Source organism: Nocardia sp. NPDC019395 (assembly GCF_040632335.1).
Classification (GTDB): Bacteria; Actinomycetota; Actinomycetes; order Mycobacteriales; family Mycobacteriaceae; genus Nocardia.
Genome location: NZ_JBEYBT010000035.1, coordinates 1 through 19953, shown reverse-complemented (window position 1 = coordinate 19953; position 19953 = coordinate 1). Strand labels below are relative to the sequence as shown.

At 66.1% G+C, this 19953-nt stretch carries 22 protein-coding genes and 1 riboswitch; of the genes, 12 read left to right on the top strand and 10 right to left on the bottom strand.

Annotation, left to right across the window (positions count from 1 at the left end; genetic code table 11):
• Window positions 1-212: 212 nt before the first annotated feature.
• The 4 genes from ABZ827_RS31025 to ABZ827_RS31010 form a co-directional block, all read right to left on the bottom strand.
• Window positions 213-1382, bottom strand: a complete 1170-nt coding sequence (locus ABZ827_RS31025; protein ID WP_357244564.1) for a glutamate--cysteine ligase — start codon at window positions 1380-1382, stop codon at window positions 213-215.
• A gap of 25 nt (window positions 1383-1407) precedes the next feature.
• On the bottom strand, window positions 1408-2100 hold the full coding sequence (locus tag ABZ827_RS31020) for a superoxide dismutase family protein (RefSeq protein ID WP_357244561.1): 693 nt from the start codon (window positions 2098-2100) through the stop codon (window positions 1408-1410).
• 125 nt (window positions 2101-2225) lie between these two features.
• Entirely contained in the window at window positions 2226-2774 is a 549-nt protein-coding gene (locus tag ABZ827_RS31015) for a LytR C-terminal domain-containing protein (protein WP_357244558.1), read from the bottom strand.
• A 342-nt stretch (window positions 2775-3116) separates the two neighbouring features.
• Window positions 3117-3464, bottom strand: coding sequence for a DUF3263 domain-containing protein (locus ABZ827_RS31010; protein WP_357244555.1), 348 nt, complete (start codon window positions 3462-3464; stop codon window positions 3117-3119).
• 246 nt (window positions 3465-3710) lie between these two features.
• Between ABZ827_RS31010 and ABZ827_RS31005 the strand changes: the two genes are divergently transcribed.
• The 3 genes from ABZ827_RS31005 (at window position 3711) to ABZ827_RS30995 (ending at window position 6421) form a co-directional block, all read left to right on the top strand.
• Entirely contained in the window at window positions 3711-4301 is a 591-nt protein-coding gene (locus ABZ827_RS31005; protein ID WP_357244552.1) for a peptide deformylase, read from the top strand.
• Entirely contained in the window at window positions 4291-5295 is a 1005-nt protein-coding gene (locus ABZ827_RS31000; protein WP_357244550.1) for a GNAT family N-acetyltransferase, read from the top strand. Before ABZ827_RS31005 ends, ABZ827_RS31000 begins: the two co-directional genes overlap by 11 nt.
• 277 nt (window positions 5296-5572) lie before the next feature.
• Window positions 5573-6421 (top strand): exodeoxyribonuclease III, encoded by an 849-nt coding sequence (locus ABZ827_RS30995; protein WP_357244547.1) that lies wholly within the window; start codon window positions 5573-5575, stop codon window positions 6419-6421.
• Between the two features lie 349 nt (window positions 6422-6770).
• Here ABZ827_RS30995 and ABZ827_RS30990 read toward each other — a convergent pair whose 3' ends face one another.
• Complete coding sequence (locus ABZ827_RS30990; RefSeq protein ID WP_357244544.1) at window positions 6771-7349, bottom strand: Uma2 family endonuclease; 579 nt, start codon at window positions 7347-7349, stop codon at window positions 6771-6773.
• A gap of 109 nt (window positions 7350-7458) precedes the next feature.
• A riboswitch (TPP riboswitch) is annotated at window positions 7459-7586 on the top strand.
• On the opposite strand from ABZ827_RS30990, the gene thiC reads away from it, so the two are divergent.
• Together thiC and ABZ827_RS30980 are read left to right on the top strand one after the other, a co-directional pair.
• Complete coding sequence (gene thiC, locus ABZ827_RS30985) at window positions 7576-9204, top strand: phosphomethylpyrimidine synthase ThiC (protein WP_357244541.1); 1629 nt, start codon at window positions 7576-7578, stop codon at window positions 9202-9204. (Overlaps the previous riboswitch by 11 nt.)
• Window positions 9205-9481: 277 nt before the next feature.
• Window positions 9482-10009 carry an HD domain-containing protein gene (locus ABZ827_RS30980; protein WP_357244538.1) on the top strand — a complete coding sequence of 176 codons (528 nt, stop codon included), beginning with the start codon at window positions 9482-9484 and terminating at the stop codon, window positions 10007-10009.
• Here the strand turns inward: ABZ827_RS30980 and ABZ827_RS30975 are convergent.
• Both ABZ827_RS30975 and ABZ827_RS30970 read right to left on the bottom strand, forming a co-directional pair.
• On the bottom strand, window positions 9985-10467 hold the full coding sequence (locus ABZ827_RS30975; RefSeq protein ID WP_357244535.1) for an NUDIX domain-containing protein: 483 nt from the start codon (window positions 10465-10467) through the stop codon (window positions 9985-9987). The two genes, ABZ827_RS30980 and ABZ827_RS30975, sit on opposite strands and share 25 nt — an antisense overlap.
• Window positions 10468-10471: 4 nt before the next feature.
• A complete protein-coding gene (locus ABZ827_RS30970) occupies window positions 10472-11206 on the bottom strand; it encodes an XRE family transcriptional regulator (RefSeq protein ID WP_357244532.1) in 735 nt (244 codons plus the stop codon).
• Window positions 11207-11560: 354 nt separating this feature from the next.
• Between ABZ827_RS30970 and ABZ827_RS30965 the strand changes: the two genes are divergently transcribed.
• The 3 genes from ABZ827_RS30965 (at window position 11561) to ABZ827_RS30955 (ending at window position 13894) form a co-directional block, all read left to right on the top strand.
• Window positions 11561-11839, top strand: coding sequence for a hypothetical protein (locus tag ABZ827_RS30965; protein WP_357244529.1), 279 nt, complete (start codon window positions 11561-11563; stop codon window positions 11837-11839).
• Window positions 11840-12117: 278 nt separating this feature from the next.
• The gene (locus ABZ827_RS30960; RefSeq protein WP_357244526.1) at window positions 12118-12723 is read left to right on the top strand and encodes a hypothetical protein; all 606 of its coding nucleotides are present in this window, start codon (window positions 12118-12120) and stop codon (window positions 12721-12723) included.
• Window positions 12724-12745: 22 nt separating this feature from the next.
• A complete protein-coding gene (locus ABZ827_RS30955; protein ID WP_357244523.1) occupies window positions 12746-13894 on the top strand; it encodes a GTP-binding protein in 1149 nt (382 codons plus the stop codon).
• Window positions 13895-14006: 112 nt separating this feature from the next.
• Here the strand turns inward: ABZ827_RS30955 and ABZ827_RS30950 are convergent, their stop codons facing one another.
• Together ABZ827_RS30950 and ABZ827_RS30945 are read right to left on the bottom strand one after the other, a co-directional pair.
• Window positions 14007-14630, bottom strand: a complete 624-nt coding sequence (locus ABZ827_RS30950; protein WP_357244520.1) for an SDR family oxidoreductase — start codon at window positions 14628-14630, stop codon at window positions 14007-14009.
• 127 nt (window positions 14631-14757) lie between these two features.
• Window positions 14758-15537, bottom strand: coding sequence for a helix-turn-helix transcriptional regulator (locus ABZ827_RS30945; protein WP_357244517.1), 780 nt, complete (start codon window positions 15535-15537; stop codon window positions 14758-14760).
• 118 nt (window positions 15538-15655) lie between these two features.
• Between ABZ827_RS30945 and ABZ827_RS30940 the strand changes: the two genes are divergently transcribed.
• Window positions 15656-16009 carry a nuclear transport factor 2 family protein gene (locus ABZ827_RS30940; RefSeq protein ID WP_357244512.1) on the top strand — a complete coding sequence of 118 codons (354 nt, stop codon included), beginning with the start codon at window positions 15656-15658 and terminating at the stop codon, window positions 16007-16009.
• Between the two features lie 134 nt (window positions 16010-16143).
• Here the strand turns inward: ABZ827_RS30940 and ABZ827_RS30935 are convergent, their stop codons facing one another.
• The gene (locus ABZ827_RS30935; RefSeq protein WP_357244509.1) at window positions 16144-17358 is read right to left on the bottom strand and encodes a KasA/KasB family beta-ketoacyl-ACP synthase; all 1215 of its coding nucleotides are present in this window, start codon (window positions 17356-17358) and stop codon (window positions 16144-16146) included.
• A gap of 72 nt (window positions 17359-17430) precedes the next feature.
• Between ABZ827_RS30935 and ABZ827_RS30930 the strand changes: the two genes are divergently transcribed.
• The 3 genes from ABZ827_RS30930 (at window position 17431) to thiD (ending at window position 19584) form a co-directional block, all read left to right on the top strand.
• Complete coding sequence (locus ABZ827_RS30930; protein WP_357244507.1) at window positions 17431-17988, top strand: TetR/AcrR family transcriptional regulator; 558 nt, start codon at window positions 17431-17433, stop codon at window positions 17986-17988.
• 145 nt (window positions 17989-18133) lie between these two features.
• Window positions 18134-18712 carry a Uma2 family endonuclease gene (locus ABZ827_RS30925; RefSeq protein WP_357244504.1) on the top strand — a complete coding sequence of 193 codons (579 nt, stop codon included), beginning with the start codon at window positions 18134-18136 and terminating at the stop codon, window positions 18710-18712.
• 32 nt (window positions 18713-18744) lie between these two features.
• Entirely contained in the window at window positions 18745-19584 is an 840-nt protein-coding gene (gene thiD / locus ABZ827_RS30920; RefSeq protein ID WP_357244501.1) for a bifunctional hydroxymethylpyrimidine kinase/phosphomethylpyrimidine kinase, read from the top strand.
• The last annotated feature ends 369 nt before the right edge of the window (window positions 19585-19953 follow it).

The window sequence follows — 19953 nt, the reverse complement described above, 5'->3', positions numbered from 1 at the left end:
CGGCGCTCAGTCGCTGCGCTCCTTCGCTCTGGTCGCTCCAGAACGAGACGGGCCCCGAACCACCAACGCGGACCGGCCGCATGCGGGAAACGGGGGTGGGGGGTCGGATGCGGACAGACCGGCGGTAGGGGATCAAACGCGCCAGGGGCGGCGGCGGAGTAGCACCAGCAGAAGAAGAAGTTCGGCGAGGTCTGGGAGGGGGGCTCGGGTCGTCAGGGGGGATGTGGGGATGGTGCGGAATCGCTCAGTTCGCGTACCAGGGAGTCGACTACGGCTACCAGGTCGCCTTGCGCGGCGGCGGCGGTCTGGCGTTGCCGCTGGTAGTTCGCGCCGCGGCGGGGGATCTCGGCGACCGTCGCCAGCTCGGCGGAACAACCCAGGCGTTCGGCGGTTGGTTCGAGCCGGTTCAGCAGATCGTCGAGATCCTCGGTGACCAGGCGTTCGGTGTTGTCCGCGTCCACGATCACGATGGCGTCCAGGCCGTAGCGGGCGGCGCGCCATTTGTTCTCCTGCACGTGCCAGGGCGGGAGGGTCGGCAGATCCTCGCCGTTCTCCACACGGTCGTCCAGGTGCACGATCAGGCTGTGGATAAAGGCCGCGAGGGCGGCGAGCTCGGCGCGGTTGGAGATCCCGTCGCAGATCCGCACCTCGATGGTGCCCCACTTCGGGGCGGGACGGATATCCCAGTGCATACCGCCGAGTTGTTCGAACACACCGGTTTTCATCTCGTCGTGCACGTAACGTTCGAACTGGGTCCAGTTCTCGAATTGGAAGGGCAGGCCCGCGGTCGGCAACTGCTGGAACATCAAGGCGCGGTTGCTCGCATAGCCGGTATCCGAACCCGACCACATGGGCGAGGACGCCGATAGGGCCAGCAGATGCGGGTAGGTGAGCAGCAGCGAATTGAGGATCGGGAAAACCTTCTCCCGATGGGTGACTCCGACATGCACGTGCACACCCCAGATCAGCATCTGCCGGCCCCACCACTGGGTGCGTTCGATCAGCTCGTCGTAATGCTCCGAGCGAGTGAGCTGTTGGGTGGACCACTGCGCGAACGGATGGGTCCCGGCGCAGAAGAGATCCACCCCGAGCCCGTCGGCGGCGCGGCGCACGGTGTCCATGGTGCCGGACAGATCCTGCACGGCCGCCCCGACGGTTTCGTGTACGCCGGTGACCAACTCCACGGTGTTGCGCAGCAATTCCTTGCTGACCTGCGGGGTGCCGTCGTGGGCGCGCAGTTCGCCGACGGCATCGAATACGGCGGCCGCGGTATTGGACAGGTCACGGCTCGCCTTGTCGACGAGTGCGATCTCCCATTCGATACCGATGGTCGGCCGGGGCGAGCCACGGAACGGTACCGGATCGATCCGTGCCCCACCCATACAGCCCTCCGTAGCGGGTCGGTAGCTACCCGATGACGCCGCAGGCGACGCGGTCACCCGCATCGCCGGTGCTCATCGTCTGCTGGTCCGGGCCGGTACCACCTTCGCGGGTGTAGCGGCCCGGAATATTGGCGAAGTTATCGGTGCCGGAGTGGATGATCAGCGCCTTGCCCTGCACATCGGCCATGCTGACCTTGTCGGTGGTGGTCGCCAGGTAAGCGTGACCGTCCTCCCGGACCTGCAGCGAAGTCAGATCACCGCTGGCGGGATGCCCGGTGGCGCCGCCGACCTGCAGATGGCCACCGGCGGAGAGGAAGTCACCGGGCGCGCCACCGGCGGGCGGCGCGGAATTCGGCTCGCATTTGCCGTCCTGGTGGATATGCAGGCCGTGGAAGCCGGGGGTCAGGCCCGTGGCGTCGACGGTGATGCGCAGATGATTGCCCTCGTCGGTGAAGTTCGCGGTGCCGATTTTCGCGCCGCTCGGCGATTTCAGCTCGACCTCCGTGCCCGAACCTGCCGGGGTGTCCTGCTCTTCGCCGTGCTCACCGTGCTCGCCCTCACCGGCCGGGGCGGGCGAAGAGGTGAACACCGGCGGCGTCGTTCCCGTCACGTCGCTGGATTCCTGACTGTTCGTGCAGGCAACGAGGCCGAAAGCCGCGACAGCCAGCACCGGGGTCACGATCCGCCATGACGGGCGACGAGATGAGGACGGTGCCATCTGGGAACTCCTTTACGAGTACCGAGTTTACGGGTTGAGCGTTTCGACAACGATCATTCGACGGAGACGATGATGCCACGCCCGCCCTGACCGCCCGGGACGCACCCGACCTCCGGCAGCCGGAATCACCTGCCGGTCACCACGACGACCACCCCGGAACCGTCCCCCACACCGGGAACCATGGGTGCGGTGGTGGCTCCGAGATCAGCGGCGACCGCCGCCGCGGTGGCCTGGTCGGCCGGTTCGTCACCGAAGTAGACGGTGGTGGCGGTGAGCGTGGTGGCGGCGTAGTTACCGGTCGAAGTGTTTGTCCAGCCGCGCGCCGCGAGCTGGTTCGCCGTAGTGGAGGCCAAACCGGCGACCAGGCTGTTGTTGAGCACCTGAATCGGCGTGGACCGGTCCACTTCACCGGCGGCCGCAGTGGTGGTGGCGCCCGCGGTGGTGGAACCCGCCGCGGCGGTGGTGGGCGCAGCCGCGGGGCCGGTGACGCGCGGTGCGGCCGGGGCGGCGGTCGCCGACGAGGAGCCGGCGCCCTCTGCGTTATCGGCGGTGTCGGAATCCGCGCTCGACAGCGACATCGCGCCCAGACCGGCGAAAACGATCGCCAGGGCGATCAGAACCATCGCCGTCGCGCGCAGCGGCGGCCCACCGGAGCCAGGGTTGGAATTGCTCACCCGCCCGAGCCTAGCGGTTGCTGTATCTTTTGCGCCGCCTCCGGCGGCGCGGGTCGGGGCCCTATTAACCCCGTGTCTTCACTCCCGCCGGTCAGTCGCTGCGCTCCTTCCCTCTGGTCGCTGCAGACACGGGGCGGGCCCCGACCTGCGGAGCTCACTATCAGGAAGGTCGAGGGCAGGCTTTCGAGTCCGGAGATGGGGGCGCGGGGGTGGTGGTGGGCGGTTTCACGCTCGTCGGTCGGCCGTCTTCGGCCCGGGACGGGCACCGATCACAAATACCAACCTGGCCGGGTTGGACCACGACATGCACCGGCCGGTGCCGATGGACAAGGTGGTGGAGTTCTACGCCTGGAAGCCGAGGCGGCGGGCGGCGCGGGATTTCTGGCGGCTCGAGCGTAGGCGGCGCAGGCGTTTCACGAGCATGGGGTCGACGGCCAGTGCCTCCGGGCGGTCGATAAGGGTGTTGAGCACTTGGTAGTAGCGGGTGGGCGATAGCGCGAACATTTCGCGGATCGCCTCTTCTTTGGCGCCCGCGTATTTCCACCACTGCCGCTCGAAGGCCAGGATCTCGTGTTCGCGGCGACTCAGGCCGCTGTCCGGATCATGGGCCGGTTCGGGGGTCGTGCTCGCTGTATTGGCCGGAGGACTGCCCTGGATTGCGGTAAGGTCCCGCGCTGCTGCGCCGTCCATCTTGCTCCTCGCCGAGTTACCACCGGATGCGATCGAATCGTGACCGAACGCCTCACCGTGTTACTGCCTTGCGATATTCAACCACGACACCCAGTCGGCCGCTGCCGAGTCCACCCGGGCGTGTCCGGTACGCCGGTACCAGAAATTCGGTTCGCCGACCGGCCGGCCCAGCCGGAACCCGTGCCGGCGACTCCGCCGAACAGGCCCTTTTCATATCGCGGCCCCTACCGCAATAAGCTCGTCATCATGTCAATCCTGCCCATCGTGATCGTCGGTGATCCCGTACTGCACCGCCCGACCGAGCCGGTGACCGAATCACCGGCCGAATTGGCCGGGCTGATCACCGATATGTACGAAACGCTGGACGCCGCCAACGGCGTGGGCCTGGCCGCCAACCAGGTCGGAGTATCCAAGCGACTCTTCGTCTACGACTGCCCCGCCCCGGCAGCCGACGGCACGGTGGCACGGCGCCGCGGGGCCGTGATCAACCCGGTCCTGGAGACCTCGGAAATCCCGGAAACCATGCCGGACCCCGATGACGACGACGAGGGCTGCCTATCGGTACCGGGCGAACAATTCCCCACCGGGCGGGCCGATTGGGCGAAGGTCACCGGGACCGACGAGCACGGTGAACCGGTCACGGTCGAAGGCACGGGTTTCTTCGCCCGGATGTTGCAGCACGAGGTCGGGCATCTGGACGGGTATCTCTATATCGATGTACTGATCGGCCGCTACGCGCGAGCGGCGAAGAAGACGGTGAAACGTAGCGGCTGGGGTGTTCCGGGCCTGAGCTGGCTACCCGGTAACGATCCGGACCCCTTCGGACATGACGACTGAACCGCCCGAACCCGAGAACGATCCCGCGGCAACGGATATCCCCGTCGGCGAACGGGTGGTGGTCCGGTATCGATTGCCCGACGGCAGCGAACCACCGCTGACCGACGTCATCGGCGAAGTGATGTCGACGAATCCGCTCACCGTCATGGCGGCCGACGGCCATCCGGTGATGATCCCCGCCGCCCGGGTCGTAGCACTGAAAACGCTGGCACCCCGGCCGATTCGCACCGCCGAGATCCGCACCCTGGAATCCGCCGCGGCCTACGGCTGGCCGGGAACCGAATACGCTTGGATCGACGGCTGGATGCTGCGCGCCGGACACGGCTATACGCGTCGTGCCAATTCGGCTGTGCCCATCGGTGATTCGAGCGGCCCGGCCCGCGTCACCCCGGAAACCTTGAACCGGCTCGGAGCCTGGTACACGGCGAAGGGGCTACCACTGCAGCTCGCGCTACCGGACCGGCTGGCCACCGTACCGCCGGGCTGGAACAGCTGGGGAGAGACCCGGGTACTGGGCGTCGCCCTGGAGAATTTCGTGCTCCCGCAGGGGCCGTCCATGGTCCGTATCGCCACCGAACCCGATATCGCCTGGCTGGAGATCCACCGCCACCGCGGCGACGAACCGAGCGGTCATACGGCCACCGTCCCACTGCCCGAGGTGCTCTCCGCGGTCCACGAGGGCCAGCTGGGCTTCGCCTCACTGGGTCTGCCCAGTCCCATCGCGATCGCCCGCGGCGCCCTCACCACCGCCACAGACGGCCGCCGCTGGATCGGCCTGACCTGCGTAGCCGTCCTCGCCGCCCACCGCCGCCACGGCCTCGCCGCCCTCGTCTGCGGCGAACTGCTGCGCTGGGGCCACGACCGCGGCGCAACCCACGCGTACGTCCAGGTCGAAGCCGGCAACGTGAACGCCCTGGAACTCTTCGGCGAACTCGGCTTCCTCGACCACCACAGCTACCGCTACGCCGTCCCCGGCTCAGCAGCCACCCCATAACCCCCCTACAGAATCTCGCCTCACCCCGATTTCCGCCGCCCCCGCACGATCACCCTCCGCGGGCGGGGCCCGCCCGGTTCTGGAGCGACCAGAGGAAGGGAGCGCAGCGACCGACCGCCGGGAGTGAAGAACCGGGTTAATAGGGCCCCGCCCTCGAGCCGCGGAGCGGCTCCAACTAACACAGCCCGCCCCTTTCACCGATGTTCAACCTCCAGCCCCGAGGTCGATAGGCCCCCAGCCCCACAACGCCGAAGACGGCGCAATATATACAGGACCCATGCGACTGGCCACTTGGAATGTCAATTCGATCCGCTCCCGGCAGGACCGGGTACTGGCCTGGCTGGACCGCCAGGACATCGACGTCGTGGCATTACAGGAAACCAAATGCCGCGACGACCAGTTCCCCTTCGAACGGTTCGCCGAGGCCGGTTACGAGGTCGCGCATGTGGGGCTGAACCAGTGGAACGGGGTGGCGATAGCCTCCCGGGTCGGGCTCGAGGATGTGGAAATCGGTTTCCCGGATCAGCCCGGGTTCGACCGGGATGCGGCGGACACGCTGATCACCACGCCCACGGTCGAGGCCCGGGCGCTGGGCGCGACCTGCGGCGGGGTCCGGGTGTGGAGCCTGTATGTGCCCAACGGCCGTGCCCTGACCGATCCGCACTACGAGTACAAACTCGCCTGGCTGGCGGCGCTGCGCGATAACGCCGTCCGCTGGCTGGCCGACCGTCCCGATACCAGAACCGCTCTCGTCGGGGACTGGAATATCGCGCCCACCGACGACGATGTCTGGTCCACCGAATTCTTCACCGGCAAAACCCATGTCTCCCAGCCGGAACGGGACGCGTTCGAGGCCATCACGGCGACCGGATTCACCGATGTCATGCGCCCCTACGCACCGGGTCCCGGTGTCTACACCTACTGGGATTACACCCAGCTGCGCTTCCCCCGGAAGGAGGGTATGCGCATCGATTTCATCCTCGCCTCCCCGGCACTGGCGGCCACGGTCACCGATGCCGGTGTGGACCGCGAGGAACGCAAGGGCAAGGGTGCCAGCGATCACGCACCGGTAATCGCAGAGTTCGATTGCGCCGCCTCCGGGGAAGCGGGGGCGGGGGCCTGTTAGCTGTGCTCTCCGGGGCCTGTTAGCTGTGGTCACGGGGTGGACCGTCCGTGAAGGGGCGGGCTGTGATTTTGGAGCGGCTTCGCGGCTCGAGGGCGGGCCCTATAAACCTCGGGTCTCGACGTAGACCAACCGCGAAGGGGCGGGCTGTAATTTTGGAGCCGCTCCGCGGCTCGAGGGCGGGGCCCTATTAACCCGGTTCTTCACTCCCGCCGGTCGGTCGCTGCGCTCCCTTCCTCTGGTCGCTCCAGAACCGGGCGGGCCCCGCCCGGGAAGGTTGACCAAGTGAGAGGGCTGGGAGGGGAAGGTGCGTGGCGGCGAAGGTCGGGGGGAGTTTCGACTCAGGTGATCGTCAGGTCCAGTCGAGGAGGGAGTCGGTGGCCAGGATCACGCCCAGGGGGTCGGGGATTTCGACGTCGGTGCCGAAAGGGAGGGTTTCGCGGGAGGCGTAGCGGCCGTCGTCGGGTTCGCTGAATACGTTGACCTCCGCGGAGCCGCGGTCGATCAACAGGTAGAGCGGTATGCCGGTGGCGGCGTAGAGGAACGGTTTGTCCAGCCGGTCCCGCAGTTCGGTGTGCTGCGCCCGGGAGGTGACCTCGATGGTCATCAGGACCGGTTGCGGATCCGACCACTCCCCTTCTCCGGAGAAGGCCGACGCGGGCGCGAGTATCGCGTCCGGGCGTACCCGGCTGCCCCCGCCGCGACCGGCCCGCAGACCGACATCCGCGAACAACCACAACTCCGACCGGCGCGGCACCAGGAACCGGGCCAGCCACTGCACGACTCGGCTGTGGTTCACATCCGGTCGCGCCTTCGCGGCCAGCAGTCCGTTGAGATATTCCAGCCGCAGCCCCTCGGATATGCGCTGAGCCGCGGCGTCGAGTTCCTCGAACTCGTCCACGGTCATCAGCGATCCATGCGAGAGCGTCACCGTTCGACCTTATCGCTCCACCCCCTGGAAGCCGTATCGAACACCCCGGCCACAGTCAGCCGCTCAAGCGCCGGTCCCCCAGCCACACTATGGTCGGTACCGGAAAATTTCACACGCCAACGGGGGCTCGCACCAGCGGGCTGAGAGGACGGCTAGCCCCAGCAGGGGCGCTCAGGGCTGTCGACCGTATGAACCTGACCGGGTAATGCCGGCGTAGGGAGGAAATATGACGAGCACACCTGTCGATTCCGTGACCACCGGTTCGATCGAGGGAAGCGTCAAGCACTACCGGGATGTGGACGGCCTCCGGGTACCGGTGCGCCGGGTCGAATTGACCAACGGCGAATATTTCGACGTGTACGACACCTCCGGCCCGTACACCGACGACACCGCCACAATCGATCTGGAGACGGGCCTGCCGCCGCTACGGGACGGCTGGGGCAAACCGGAAGTCGCGGGGCCATCCACCCAGCTGAACTGGGCCCGGGCCGGGATCATCACCGCGGAGATGCGGTTCATCGCCGCCCGCGAAGGCGTGACACCGGAACTGGTACGCGCGGAGGTCGCCGCCGGGCGGGCCGTTATTCCGGCCAATCACCGGCATCCGGAACTGGAACCGACGATTATCGGCAAGAAGTTCCTGGTGAAGATCAACGCCAATATCGGTAACTCCGCGGTCTCGTCTTCGATCGCCGAGGAGGTCGAGAAGATGGTCTGGGCCACCCGCTGGGGAGCCGACACCATCATGGATCTGTCCACCGGCAAGAACATCCACGAGACCCGTGAGTGGATTCTGCGCAATTCGCCTGTCCCGGTCGGCACCGTGCCGATCTATCAGGCGCTGGAGAAGGTCAACGGTGATCCGGCCGCACTCACCTGGGAGATCTACCGCGACACCGTGATCGAACAGTGCGAACAGGGCGTCGACTATATGACCGTGCACGCCGGCGTGCTGCTGCGGTACGTGCCGCTCACCGCGAAACGAGTCACCGGGATCGTTTCGCGCGGCGGTTCGATCATGGCCGCGTGGTGCCTGGCTCATCATCGGGAATCGTTCCTGTACACGCATTTCGAGGAACTGTGCGAAATCCTGGCACGCTACGACGTGACGTTCTCGCTCGGTGACGGCCTGCGTCCCGGTTCGATCGCCGACGCCAACGACGAGGCCCAGTTCGCCGAACTCCGCACACTCGGGGAACTGACCGGGATCGCGAAAGCGCACGGCGTGCAGGTGATGATCGAGGGCCCGGGTCATGTGCCGATGCACAAGATCGTCGAGAATGTGCGGCTGGAGGAGGAGCTGTGCGAAGAAGCTCCCTTCTACACGCTCGGCCCACTGGCCACCGATATCGCGCCCGCCTACGACCACATCACCTCTGCCATCGGCGCCGCGATGATCGCGCAAGCGGGCACCGCGATGCTGTGTTACGTCACGCCGAAGGAACACCTCGGCCTGCCCAACCGGGACGATGTGAAAACCGGTGTCATCACGTACAAGATCGCCGCACATGCCGCCGATCTCGCCAAGGGTCACCCGCACGCCCAGCACCGCGACGACGAATTATCCAAGGCCCGTTTCGAATTCCGCTGGCGCGACCAGTTCGCCCTGTCCCTGGACCCGGATACGGCCCGCGAGTACCACGACGAGACGATGCCCGCGGAACCAGCGAAAACCGCGCATTTCTGCTCGATGTGCGGGCCGAAGTTCTGCTCGATGCGGATCTCGCAGGATGTCCGCGATTACGCGGAGCAGCACAACCTGACCGATGTGCAGGCCATCGAGGCGGGCATGGCCGAGAAGTCGGCCGAATTCGCCGATACCGGTAACCGCGTATACCTGCCGATCACCACCTGAGCAGACCCCCTGAGGCTCATCCACGCCTCAACGTTTCCCGCTCCAGGCCGGGCGCATCCCGTGCCCGGCCTGGAGCGGGTGGGCCTGGGTGTGGTTCGAGTGAATCGATCAGCACGGCCACCAGATCGGCGCAGCAATTACCAGTAGCGGTAGTCCGATCGCAATGGCGAAAATCATTCAGCACGAGGGGCACTCGTGGTGTCACCTGCGACATATGTCCTGTAGGGCGATATTCGGCAACCTACTTCGGAGATGTGCCGGGCGTACGATGGCGGCCGTGAATTTGGCTGTGGATGACCTGTTGGCTCCGCTGACTGAATCGCGGCGGGCTCACTCGGTCGCGGTGGGGCGCCGGATGGAGTCCGTAGCGGAGCTGCTGCCGGCCGACCTTCGTGGGGATGCGGTTATGGCTGCCTACCTGCATGACGTCGGCTACGGTCATCCTGACCTCGGGTTTCACCCAATAGACGGTGCGCGGTTGCTGCAATCACTCGGATACTCGCCGGTCGTGTGCCATATGGTCGCGTTTCACACAGCCGCGGAGGTCGAGGCCGGAGTGAGAGGTCTGGACGCGGGAATATTCGAGGAATTCCTGCTCTCGGGTGTGGCCGACCTCGGGAAGGCCGAAGATTTCCTGTGGTGGTCCGACCTGTCGACAGGTCCGAACGGGGAGGACTTCACCGTGGATGAGCGGCTGGCTGAAATCTTGCGACGCTACGAACCGGGCAATGTCGTTCACACCGCGATTACGAAGGCGGAACCGCGACTGCGAGCAGCGGCTCAGCGCGCATCGGGATCGATGTAAGGTTCGCTCTCGTTCAGCGCCCAGTCGATGCGCTTCCGCTGGCTGCGGTCCATCGTCAAGTCGGGGATCTGCTCGACCGGCACCCACTCGACGCGCGTGCTCTCGCTGCTCGTCACGGGTTGCCCACCGATCGCCTCGCCGCGATATACAACGGTGAATTCCTGACGGACCTCGTCGTTGCTCGTGTAGTGGATGACGTGGGTTGGATCGGTGAAGATGCCGACAATGCCGGTCGTATGGATATCCACTCCCGTCTCTTCTCGAGTCTCGCGAACAGCGGTGCGACTGAGGGATTCACCCGGGTCGTGCGCACCTCCCGGCATGGACCAGTTGCCGTTGTCGGACCTGCAAATCAGCAGGACTTCCCCGCCCTTCTGGACGAATGCGGCCGCGCTCGGGCGGACACTGTTCGCGGCCGGTGCATGGAGGTCCTGGTGGTAGTCGATTCGCCGTCCCATGAGGTCAGATTACGGTGCGGCCTGTCTTCCAGACTGCCTCGAACGAATCCATGTAGTAAGCGAAGAGTTGCCCGCCGGGGACCTTCTGGAGGTGCTGAACCGGAGATTTCGCCGCGTACGCACCGTAGCTGTGAGTGTTGACCAGCAGCGAGTCGCCGAATCGGTAGATGCTGTTGTACAGCGTGGTGCGATGCGTCCGGATATCTACCATCGGCAGCTCCATCGTTTCCCGGAGATACTCCAGCGTCGACTCACACCGCTTCGCCAGCGCGGGCAGACCTTCCTCACGTCCCCGTGCCACGACCTCCGGTGCGTCGCTTTCGCCCAGAAGAATCCGAACCTGAACACCGGCAGCCGCCTTGATGCGGACGACGTTCACGAAGTCCAGTGACTCGACCAGAAAGCCTCCCGCGTAGACCAAGACGTCGATGTAATCGCCGGCTTGCTTCATGAGCGAGCGCCATACCTCATGCGGCACTTCGGGCCGGGTCGGCCAGATCTGCACCAGCTCCGACAGTGAAGCAGCTGCGGACCTGTTGCCAGCCAGCAACTCTGGCCACAGGTACGTTTCGTCCCGGTCGAGAACCCGAGCCGCCTTCAGCCGCAGACCGGGATGTGGACACCGATCCTGGGTGATCCACCGCTCGACGGTTTTCGTGCTGACCTCGAGCCGCTCCGCCAGAGCATGTTTCGTCAGGTTCGCGCCGGCCATTGCACCCCGCAGCCGTTCGTTTGTCATGTCTAGGTTCTAGCCGAAATGTCCCTGAGTGTCCCAAATCTTGGGTTATTTCGTCCCCATATGTCGCGGGACTCTTCTCGTGTCGGAAGTTTCATCGGCCTCCGACCTCATGTGATTCACACCAACACAAGGGGGTTCAACTATGGGCGCGACTTTGCCGCTTCCCTTCCGCCGACCCGTCAACCGCGCAATGGCTACGACGCTGGGGTATTGGCACACCATCTGTCGCAATGACCCTGCACTTCTGGAACGGGTCGCTGCAGGACTACGCGCAATGAATAACCCCCACCCGATAGCCCCCTCCCGGACCGACCCCCCAATCCGTGGCTACGTGCAGCCCGACAAGACGGCGCGATGAACCACTCGATCGCGTTCGGCTGGATCGACTACGACATCAGCCGCGCACCCGAATGGGATCGCGCCCAGATACACCGACTCGCGGACCGACTCGGATACCGCGTCGTGTGGCCCTGCGAACGGTCAGTGCTACGAGCGGCCGATCAGGCACGCAACGCCCGGGCCGACCTGGTGATCCTCCCGGCACCTGACCACCTCAGCCCACTCGAACTCAACGCAGTGATGGAGGTGGCCGACGTGGAGACCGTGGCTCCACGGCTCAGCTTCGCACGCTGATCATCCGCGCAGGTGACACCATGGGTGGCCTGGTGCTGACCGGTTTCGCCATCGCAATCGGACTACCGCTACTGGTAATCGCGGCAACGATCTGGTGGCCCTGACGATCGAAGCACCGAACCATTTCGCACACGAGCACAAAATCGGCCGCAACCTATATCTGCATCGCCGGCAACAACCGCGGCGACGAGAAAGCGCGCGAACCGCAGGAGCCCTCTAGTCGGTGGGCCGGGACGGCCTGCTTGCCGGGCCAGGGGTCCCGATGTTCTCGTGGATCGGTGATCGATCCACGGTTCGTCTTCCTCGGCGCTGCTCTCAGCATGGTGGGAACGCTCAGCTATGCCCTGCTCACTTTTCGCGGCGCAGTCAAACCGAATCGTCTCTCGTGGTTCCTGTGGGCTGCCGCGTCGCTGACCGGGTTCGGCGCTCAGCTCGACGACGGTGTCGGCTTGCCCGCGGTCCTCACCTTTTCGATGGGTGCGGGCCCGGCAGTGGTGTTCCTCGCGTCGTTCGCGAACCGGTCGAGCTATTGGCGGCTGTCGTTCGCCGATCTGCTCTGCGGGGCCGCTTCGGTGGTCGCGCTGGCGATCTGGCTCGCCTGGGATGATCCGCAGACAGCCGTGATCTTCGCCGTGCTGGGCGATCTGGCCGCGGCGATCCCGACCTTCCGTAAAGCCTGGTCCGCGCCCGGGACCGAGAACCCGCTCGTCTTCGGCCTCGTGGCGGTGAACGGAATCATCACATTGCTCACGATCACCGTGTGGGAGCCGGCGGTATGGGCTTTCCCCGTCTACGCCACCAGCTTGGGCGTCGGCCTCTGCCTGATCATCGTGGTCCGGCAGCGCATAACCCGTAGTGCGGCAGCCCTGCCAGACGCGTCTTAATGAAAATGGTTACCATTTGTGGGTGACCAGTTCTGCGCTTCCCCGACCGCTGCCGGTGACCGTGCTGTCCGGATTCCTCGGCGCGGGTAAAACCACCCTGCTCAACCACATACTCGCCAACCGTGAAGGCCGCCGCATCGCGGTGATCGTGAACGATATGAGCGAGGTGAACATCGACGCGGCCCTCGTCGCCGGCCAAGGCCACCTGGATCGGACGCAGGAGAAGTTGGTCGAACTCACCAACGGCTGTATCTGCTGCACACTGCGTGAAGACCTGATCGAGGCGGTGGGAAAGCTCGCCCGCGAGGGGAGATTCGACCAGTTGGTGATCGAATCCACCGGTATCTCCGAACCGATGCCGGTGGCGGCGACGTTCGAATGGGAATTCGAGGACGGCTTCGCACTCGGCGAGCTCGCCCGCCTCGACACCATGGTGACGGTCGTGGACGCGTCCACGTTCCTCACCGAGATCACCCGCGGCGAAACACTTGCCGCCCGCAATCTGGAAGCCGGCGACGGCGACGAACGCGGTATCGCCGATCTCCTCGCCGACCAGGTGGAATTCGCCGATGTCGTGCTGATCAACAAGACCGACCTGGTGAGCACGCAGATCGTGGGCGCGGTGGAAGCGACCGTGCGGCGGATGAACCCGCGGGCCGAGCTGATTCGCAGCAGCAACGGCATCGTCGACCTGGGCGAGGTACTCGGTACCGGCCGCTACGATCCGGTGGCCGCGGCGAGCACCGAGGGCTGGGCCGACGAACTGGCCGGTGGACATGTGCCGGAAACCGAAGAATACGGGATCAGCAGCCTGACCTACCGTGCCGACCGGCCGTTCCACCCGCAGCGTCTGGCCGGCGCGTTGGCCCAGGTGCGTCGGCTGTTGCGCAGCAAAGGTTTCTGCTGGATCGCCAGCCGCCCAGACCTCGCCGCGATCTGGTCGCAGGCGGGGCCGAACCTCACCTTCGAACCCGCCGCGTGGTGGTCGTCGCTGGAGATCCCGGCAGGTCAGGAAATCGTTTTCATCGGGGTCCGCCTCGACCGGACTGCATTGCGGGAGATGCTGGACGAAGCGCTGCTCACCGATACCGAATACGCGGCCGGGCCGGGTGTATGGACCACCTACCCCGACCCCTTTCCCGCATGGGACGCTATCCACGAACATTCCTGACCCCACGGCCCCGGTCGCACCACTCGACTCGACCGATTCCGGCTGCCCGGTGCGGTTTTCCGGCACCGGGCAATCGCCGAGCGCGACGGTGTTTGCCATGATCCGGCCGAGTTCAGTGGGAAAGCCCCGGAGCCCGGTGCACGTAGGTGCGGTCGGTCACTTGGTTCAGCAGGAATTCCGCGATATCGGCTCGCGCGATCTTCAGGTCGAGACCGGTTTCGCCGGGGCCGAACCCGTGGCGGTAGGTGCCGGTGCGGGGACCGTCGGTGAAAGCGCTGGGGCGCACGATGGTCCAATCCAGGTCGCTGGCTCGAACGTAGGCCTCCTGCTGCTGGTGGTCGGCGTAGGCGGGGCGCAGCAGCAGACCGAACATGATGTATTTCCAGACGAAGTTCAGGTTTCCCCGGCTGTCGCCGGCGCCGAGGGTGGACTGGCAGACGAGCCGTTTCACCCCCGCCCGGTTCATCGCCTCGATGACCGTCCGGGTGCCCTCGGCCCGCGCCACACCTTTGCGGCCGTTGCCGAGTACCACCACGACCGCGTCCTGGCCGGTGACGGCTCGTTCGACCGCGCCGGCGTCGAGCACATCGCCCTGCACGATGTGCAGTCGTTCGTGTGCCCGGGTTATCCGGGCGGCGTCCCGGGTGAGCGCGGTGACCTCGTACCCGCGCTCGAGTGCCTGGTCGACGACGAGCCGGCCGACCGTACCGGTGGCTCCGAAAACCGCGATTCGCATATCCGCTCCTGAGTGTCGAAAAGTGTTGGCTGGTGACTGCATCCAGTACAGCCGTCAGAAGCGAGACGGAACATGGCTCGAACACTCTTCTACATAAGCGAGCGTCTACACGTGCTTCTACGGGCGCTCACATCCCGCGGAAGGCTCGCACCGTCGCCTCGTCCGCTGGGTAGAAGGCCTCGATATGCAGTTCGTCGATCGTGATATCGGTCGCCGACATCGCCGAGGTGGTGATACTGAAAAAGGAGAACTCGGTCTCGCCGATACTCAGCCGGAGCGGTACCACCACATCGGCCCGCGCCACGACCCCCGTATCCCGGCACGGGTAGGCCGATACCTCTTCCAGCAGTGACCGCAGCTGCGGATCCCCGGTGGACGCCAGCCGCGACCGGATCTGACTCAGCAGATGACCCCGCCACTGCCCGAGATTACGGATCCTCGGCGCCAAACCGTCCGGATGCAAGGAGACCCGGATCGCATTGACCGGCGGTTCGAGCAGCTCCGCGGCGCATCCTTCGAGCAGCACATCGGTGGCGGTATTTCGATCGACCACGTCCCAGCCGCGATCCAGTACCAGCGCCGGATGCGGGAGGTGTGCGTCGAGCAGGGTGCGGAAGGCGTCCATCACCGCGCGTAATTCGGGTGCGTCCGGGTCGCGCTGTCCGTAGCGGGGCGCGTAGCCGGCCGAGAGCAGTAGTTCATTGCGTTCCCGCAGTGGTACGTCCAGATGCGTGGCGAGGCGCTCGATCATCTCCCGGGTGGGCCGCGACCGGCCGGTCTCCACAAAACTCAGATGCCGCGTCGACACCTCCGCCTGCGTGGCCAGCTGCAGCTGGCTCAGCCGCCGCCGCTCCCGCCACGTGCGGATCAGGCCGCCTATCGAGGATTCGGTGTCCAGTGTCGCCACCGATCGAATATTAGCCGCTCTGGTAGCCGATCCCATTACCTCTCAGGTAATCGTCAGGCCGCCGGATCGTGGCGATGCTGTGAGCACACATTCACCCCGGCCCCGGAGGGATCAACCGATGAACGACATCGTCACCACCTACCTGCAGACCTGGAACAGCACCGACCCGCAGGCCCGCACCGCCCTGCTCACCGAGCACTGGACACCGGAAGCCACCTACACCGACCCACTCGCCGAAGCCGTGGGCCGGGACGCGATCGACATCACCATCGGCGCCGTGCACGAACAGTTCCCCGGATTCGTCTTCACTCCGGTGGGAGAACCGGATACGCATCATCGCCAGGTCCGTTTCCAGTGGGGCCTGGGTCCGTCCGGCGCGGAACCCGTGATCATCGGCTTCGATGTCCTGGTCACCGACGATCAGGGCCGGATCGAGACGGTACTCGGGTTCTTGGACAAGGTCCCGGGCTGAGGGGTCACATCGCTGATGGCGCCCGGCACGCACCGACCGGGCGCCGCACGGAACGGCGGAAGCGCATCCACAAGGCCGGCATCGATCCCACCGCGGTGTCCGGCGACCAGCCCGTGTTCGAGAGTCCGTTCGATTCAAGCCCGTCCCAAAGCGAGAGTGACATTGTGGCCGCCGAATCCGAAGGAATTCGTCAGGGCGTGCTCGATGCGCTGCGGACGCGGAGAATCGTGGACTATATCGAGATCTGCGTCCGGATTCTCCAGGTTGAGAGTCGGCGGTACGACCTGTTCGCGCAGCGTGAGTGCGGTGAGGATGGTTTCGAGGGCGCCCACCGCCCCGATGGAGTGACCGAGTGCGGATTTGGGGGCATAGACCGTGGCATCGGGAGTGACTGCCCCGATCGCCGTCGCTTCGGATGCGTCGCCGATGGAGGTCGAGGTCGCGTGGGCGTTGACATGCTGGATATCGTCGGCGCCCAGGCCCGCCGTGGCGATCGCTTTCCGCATGGCCCGGGCCGCACCCGCGCCGGCCGGATCCGAGGCGACGATGTGGTACGCGTCGGAGGTGATGCCCGCCCCGAGAACCCGGGCGTGGACGCGGGCACCACGGGCGCGGGCGTGCCGCTCCGATTCGAGGACGAGCAGCGCACCGGCCTCGCCGAAGACGAAACCGTCGCGATCCCGGTCGAACGGGCGCGAGGCCAGTTCCGGCTCATCGTTGCGGGTGCTCATCGCGCGCATCATGGCGAAACTCGCGATCGGCACCGCGTGGATATGGCCTTCCACACCGCCCGCCACCACCACATCGGCCTCGCCGGTGGTGATCAGCCGCCAGGCGTGCGCTATCGCCTCGGTACCGGAAGAACAGGCCGATACGGGAGCGAAAACACCTGCCTTGGCACCGATTTCGAGACTGACCGCCGCCGCGGGACCGTTCGGCATGACCATCGGCACCGACATCGGCGACACCTTGCGGTATCCGCCCGCGCGCATCGCGTCGACGGCGTCGATGAGCGCGTCGCCGCCGCCCAGCCCGGTCCCGATACACACCGCGAGCCGCTCACCTTCCACCTCTGGCCGCCCCGCCGCCGCCCAGACCCGCCGCCCCAGTACCAGGGCGAGCTGCTCGACGTAGGAATGCCGGCGCTGCTCGACCCGGGTGAGCTCCGCGCCGGGATGCGATTTCAGCTTGCCGCCGATCCGGACCGGCAGGTCGTATTCGGCGACGAAATCGTCGTCGAGTGTGGTGATACCGGTATCGCCGCGCACCAGCCCGGCCCAGGTTTCATCCATATCGTCCGCGAGCGAGGTGACCCCCGCATAGGCGGTGATCACCACCCCGTCGGACACCGGCCGAGTTTCTGAAGCGATCGGTACATTCACGCGACCATGAATACCTGTAGCATTCGCTACAGTCAACCCATGGCCCGTCCACTCGACCACGCGAAACGCGCCGAACTCCTCGACGCGGTGGTGCGCTATATCGCCGAACACGGCCTTGCGAATCTCTCGCTCCGCCCCCTGGCCGCCGCATTGGGCACCAGCTCCCGCATGCTGATCTACTACTTCGGCACCAAAGAAGAACTGCTGCTCCAGGCCCTGGCCACGCACCGCCCCGACCTCACGGTCGTTTTCGCCGATATCGACGACGCGGCCACGCTGCGCGAGCGGCTGTGGGACTTCTGGAAGTCGAACACCACCGGCCCCGGCGCCGTGAGCGTCACTGTGATGCTGCAGGTACTCGGCGCGGCCTGCGCCCCACACGGCCCGTACGCCCGCTACGCCGACGAAGCGATCGCGACATTCGTCTCCGCACTGACCTCCGGACTTCGCGAACTCGATTCGGTCGACGACCCGGAGGTCGTCGCGACCCTGCTGATCTCCGGTCTCCGCGGCATCCTCCAGGACCGTCTGATCACTACAGATGTCGACCGCACAGACCGGGCCGCCCGCAGGCTCATCGACCAGACCATCCGGTGACGACCGGACCGTAGAGCACGCCGGCACCACATTCGACCGGGTGCGCCCGCGACGCCGAGTGCCGACGCCCGACAACAGGCGAGTTTCGTTCGATCGGCCCGTATTCGTTCGATGACCGGGACAACCAGGCAGATATCGTTATCGCATGACCGCCGTTCATGACGAGATCATGACCACCGAGGAGTTCGAGGAACTCGCCCGGTTGGCCGGTCGAGTGTCCGAAGGTATTCGACTGGAGTTCATCGACGGGCGGCTGGGGGCCAAGGCGCCGGCAAACGGCGATCACGGGCGGATTCTGCAATGGCTGATCCGTGTGTTCATCCTTGCCCGCCCAGACTTGTTCCTGAGTATCGAACAAGGCCTGCAGGTCGACGCGTACCGCAAGGGCCGGGCTCGGCCGGACGGCGCCCTGACCGATGCCGACGCGTTCGTCGGACAGGGCGAATGGGCCGAGCCTGCCCCGGTACTGATGGTGGTGGAGGTGACCTCCCGCGATCGTGACACCGAGCACCGAGATCGCCGGGAGAAGCCCGTGGCGTACGCGGCAACAGGTATTCCCGTGTACCTCCTGGTAGATCGGGAATTCGCCGAGATCACCGTATTCAGCCAGCCGGTGGACGGGCGCTACCAGCGGCGGGTGACCGTGTCGATCGGCGACAGCGTCGAACTGCCCGAACCCGTCGGTCTGGCCCTGGACACCGAGCCGATCAAAGCTTGGGTCTGACCCGCCGCGGAGGCCCCACGTAGGGTGGCTGCGTGAATTTGTTGCCGTTGACACCCCCCGGGCAGACGCCGGTCCGGGTGCTCACCATCGCCGGAACCGATTCGGGTGGCGGCGCCGGAATCCAGGCCGATACCCGCACCATGGCCCTGTGCGGAGTGCACGCCCTGGTGGCGGTGGCGGCGGTGACGGTGCAGAACTCGGTGGGGGTGAGTGGGTTCCACGAGATCCCGCCGCAGGTCGTCGCCGATCAGGTGCGGTCGGTGGCCGACGATATCGGGATCGGCGCCGCCAAGACCGGGATGCTCGCCTCCAGCGACATCATCGAGGCGGTGGCCGGCGTGTGCCGGGAGGTCGGGATCGGCCGCGACGGCGAGGTCCCGCTGGTGGTCGACCCGGTCGCCGCGTCCATGCACGGCGACCCGCTACTGCACACCGAAGCCCTGGACGCCGTGCGCTACACCCTGTTCCCGCTGGCCACCATCGTGACCCCGAATCTGGACGAGGTGCGATTGCTGACCGGAGTGCAGGTGACCGATCCCGAGTCCGCACGGACAGCGGCACAGGCCTTGCACGCCCTCGGCCCACAGTGGGTCGTTGTGAAGGGCGGCCATCTGCGCTCCTCCGCCGACAGCACCGACCTGCTGTTCGACGGCGACCGCTTCCTCGAATTCCGGGCACCCCGAATCGCCACCGGCAACGACCACGGCGGCGGCGACACCCTGGCCGCCGCACTGGCCTGCGCGCTCGCCAACGGATACTCCGTCCCCGACGCATTCGAATTCGCCAAAGAATGGACCCGCCGCTGCCTCGACGCCGCCTACGACCTGGGCAAAGGCCACGGACCCGTATCCCCGCTGTGGCGCCTGAGCTGACCCGAATCTGTCGGTGCCCTCACCCATACTGAGGGCGTTACGGAACACACCACAACGACGTGGCCGGAACAACGAAGTTCCAGTGGCCCGTAGCACACCCGCCGATGCATCGGCCCCGACAACCGAAGCGACCCCGCAACGCCGTCACACCCAACGAGACCCTCCACGGTCTCTCCCCGCCCCCGGCCATTGCCGACCCACCGCCGCCCCCGGGGCGCGTTCAAATCACCTACCGCCAGTCTGTCCGCATCCGACCCCCGCCCCCGTTTCCCGCATGCCGCCGGTCCACCTTGGTGGTTCGGGGCCCGTCTCGTTCTGGAGCGACCAGAGCGAAGGAGCGCAGCGACTGAGCGCCGGGCGTGACGAACG

Bases quoted from the DNA above. Each gene is read 5' to 3' on its own strand.
- ABZ827_RS30930 (WP_357244507.1), top strand. From the start codon at position 17,431: ATGGCCCGTCCACTCGACCACGCGAAACGCGCCGAACTCCTCGACGCG.
- ABZ827_RS30950 (WP_357244520.1), bottom strand. From the start codon at position 14,630: ATGCGAATCGCGGTTTTCGGAGCCACCGGTACGGTCGGCCGGCTCGTC.
- ABZ827_RS31010 (WP_357244555.1), bottom strand. From the start codon at position 3,464: ATGGACGGCGCAGCAGCGCGGGACCTTACCGCAATCCAGGGCAGTCCT.
- ABZ827_RS30925 (WP_357244504.1), top strand. From the start codon at position 18,134: ATGACCGCCGTTCATGACGAGATCATGACCACCGAGGAGTTCGAGGAA.
- ABZ827_RS31025 (WP_357244564.1), bottom strand. From the start codon at position 1,382: ATGGGTGGGGCACGGATCGATCCGGTACCGTTCCGTGGCTCGCCCCGG.
- ABZ827_RS31005 (WP_357244552.1), top strand. From the start codon at position 3,711: ATGTCAATCCTGCCCATCGTGATCGTCGGTGATCCCGTACTGCACCGC.
- ABZ827_RS30965 (WP_357244529.1), top strand. From the start codon at position 11,561: ATGAACCACTCGATCGCGTTCGGCTGGATCGACTACGACATCAGCCGC.
- thiC (WP_357244541.1), top strand. From the start codon at position 7,576: ATGACGAGCACACCTGTCGATTCCGTGACCACCGGTTCGATCGAGGGA.
- ABZ827_RS30995 (WP_357244547.1), top strand. From the start codon at position 5,573: ATGCGACTGGCCACTTGGAATGTCAATTCGATCCGCTCCCGGCAGGAC.
- ABZ827_RS31000 (WP_357244550.1), top strand. From the start codon at position 4,291: ATGACGACTGAACCGCCCGAACCCGAGAACGATCCCGCGGCAACGGAT.
- ABZ827_RS30970 (WP_357244532.1), bottom strand. From the start codon at position 11,206: ATGACAAACGAACGGCTGCGGGGTGCAATGGCCGGCGCGAACCTGACG.
- ABZ827_RS30940 (WP_357244512.1), top strand. From the start codon at position 15,656: ATGAACGACATCGTCACCACCTACCTGCAGACCTGGAACAGCACCGAC.
- ABZ827_RS31020 (WP_357244561.1), bottom strand. From the start codon at position 2,100: ATGGCACCGTCCTCATCTCGTCGCCCGTCATGGCGGATCGTGACCCCG.
- ABZ827_RS30975 (WP_357244535.1), bottom strand. From the start codon at position 10,467: ATGGGACGGCGAATCGACTACCACCAGGACCTCCATGCACCGGCCGCG.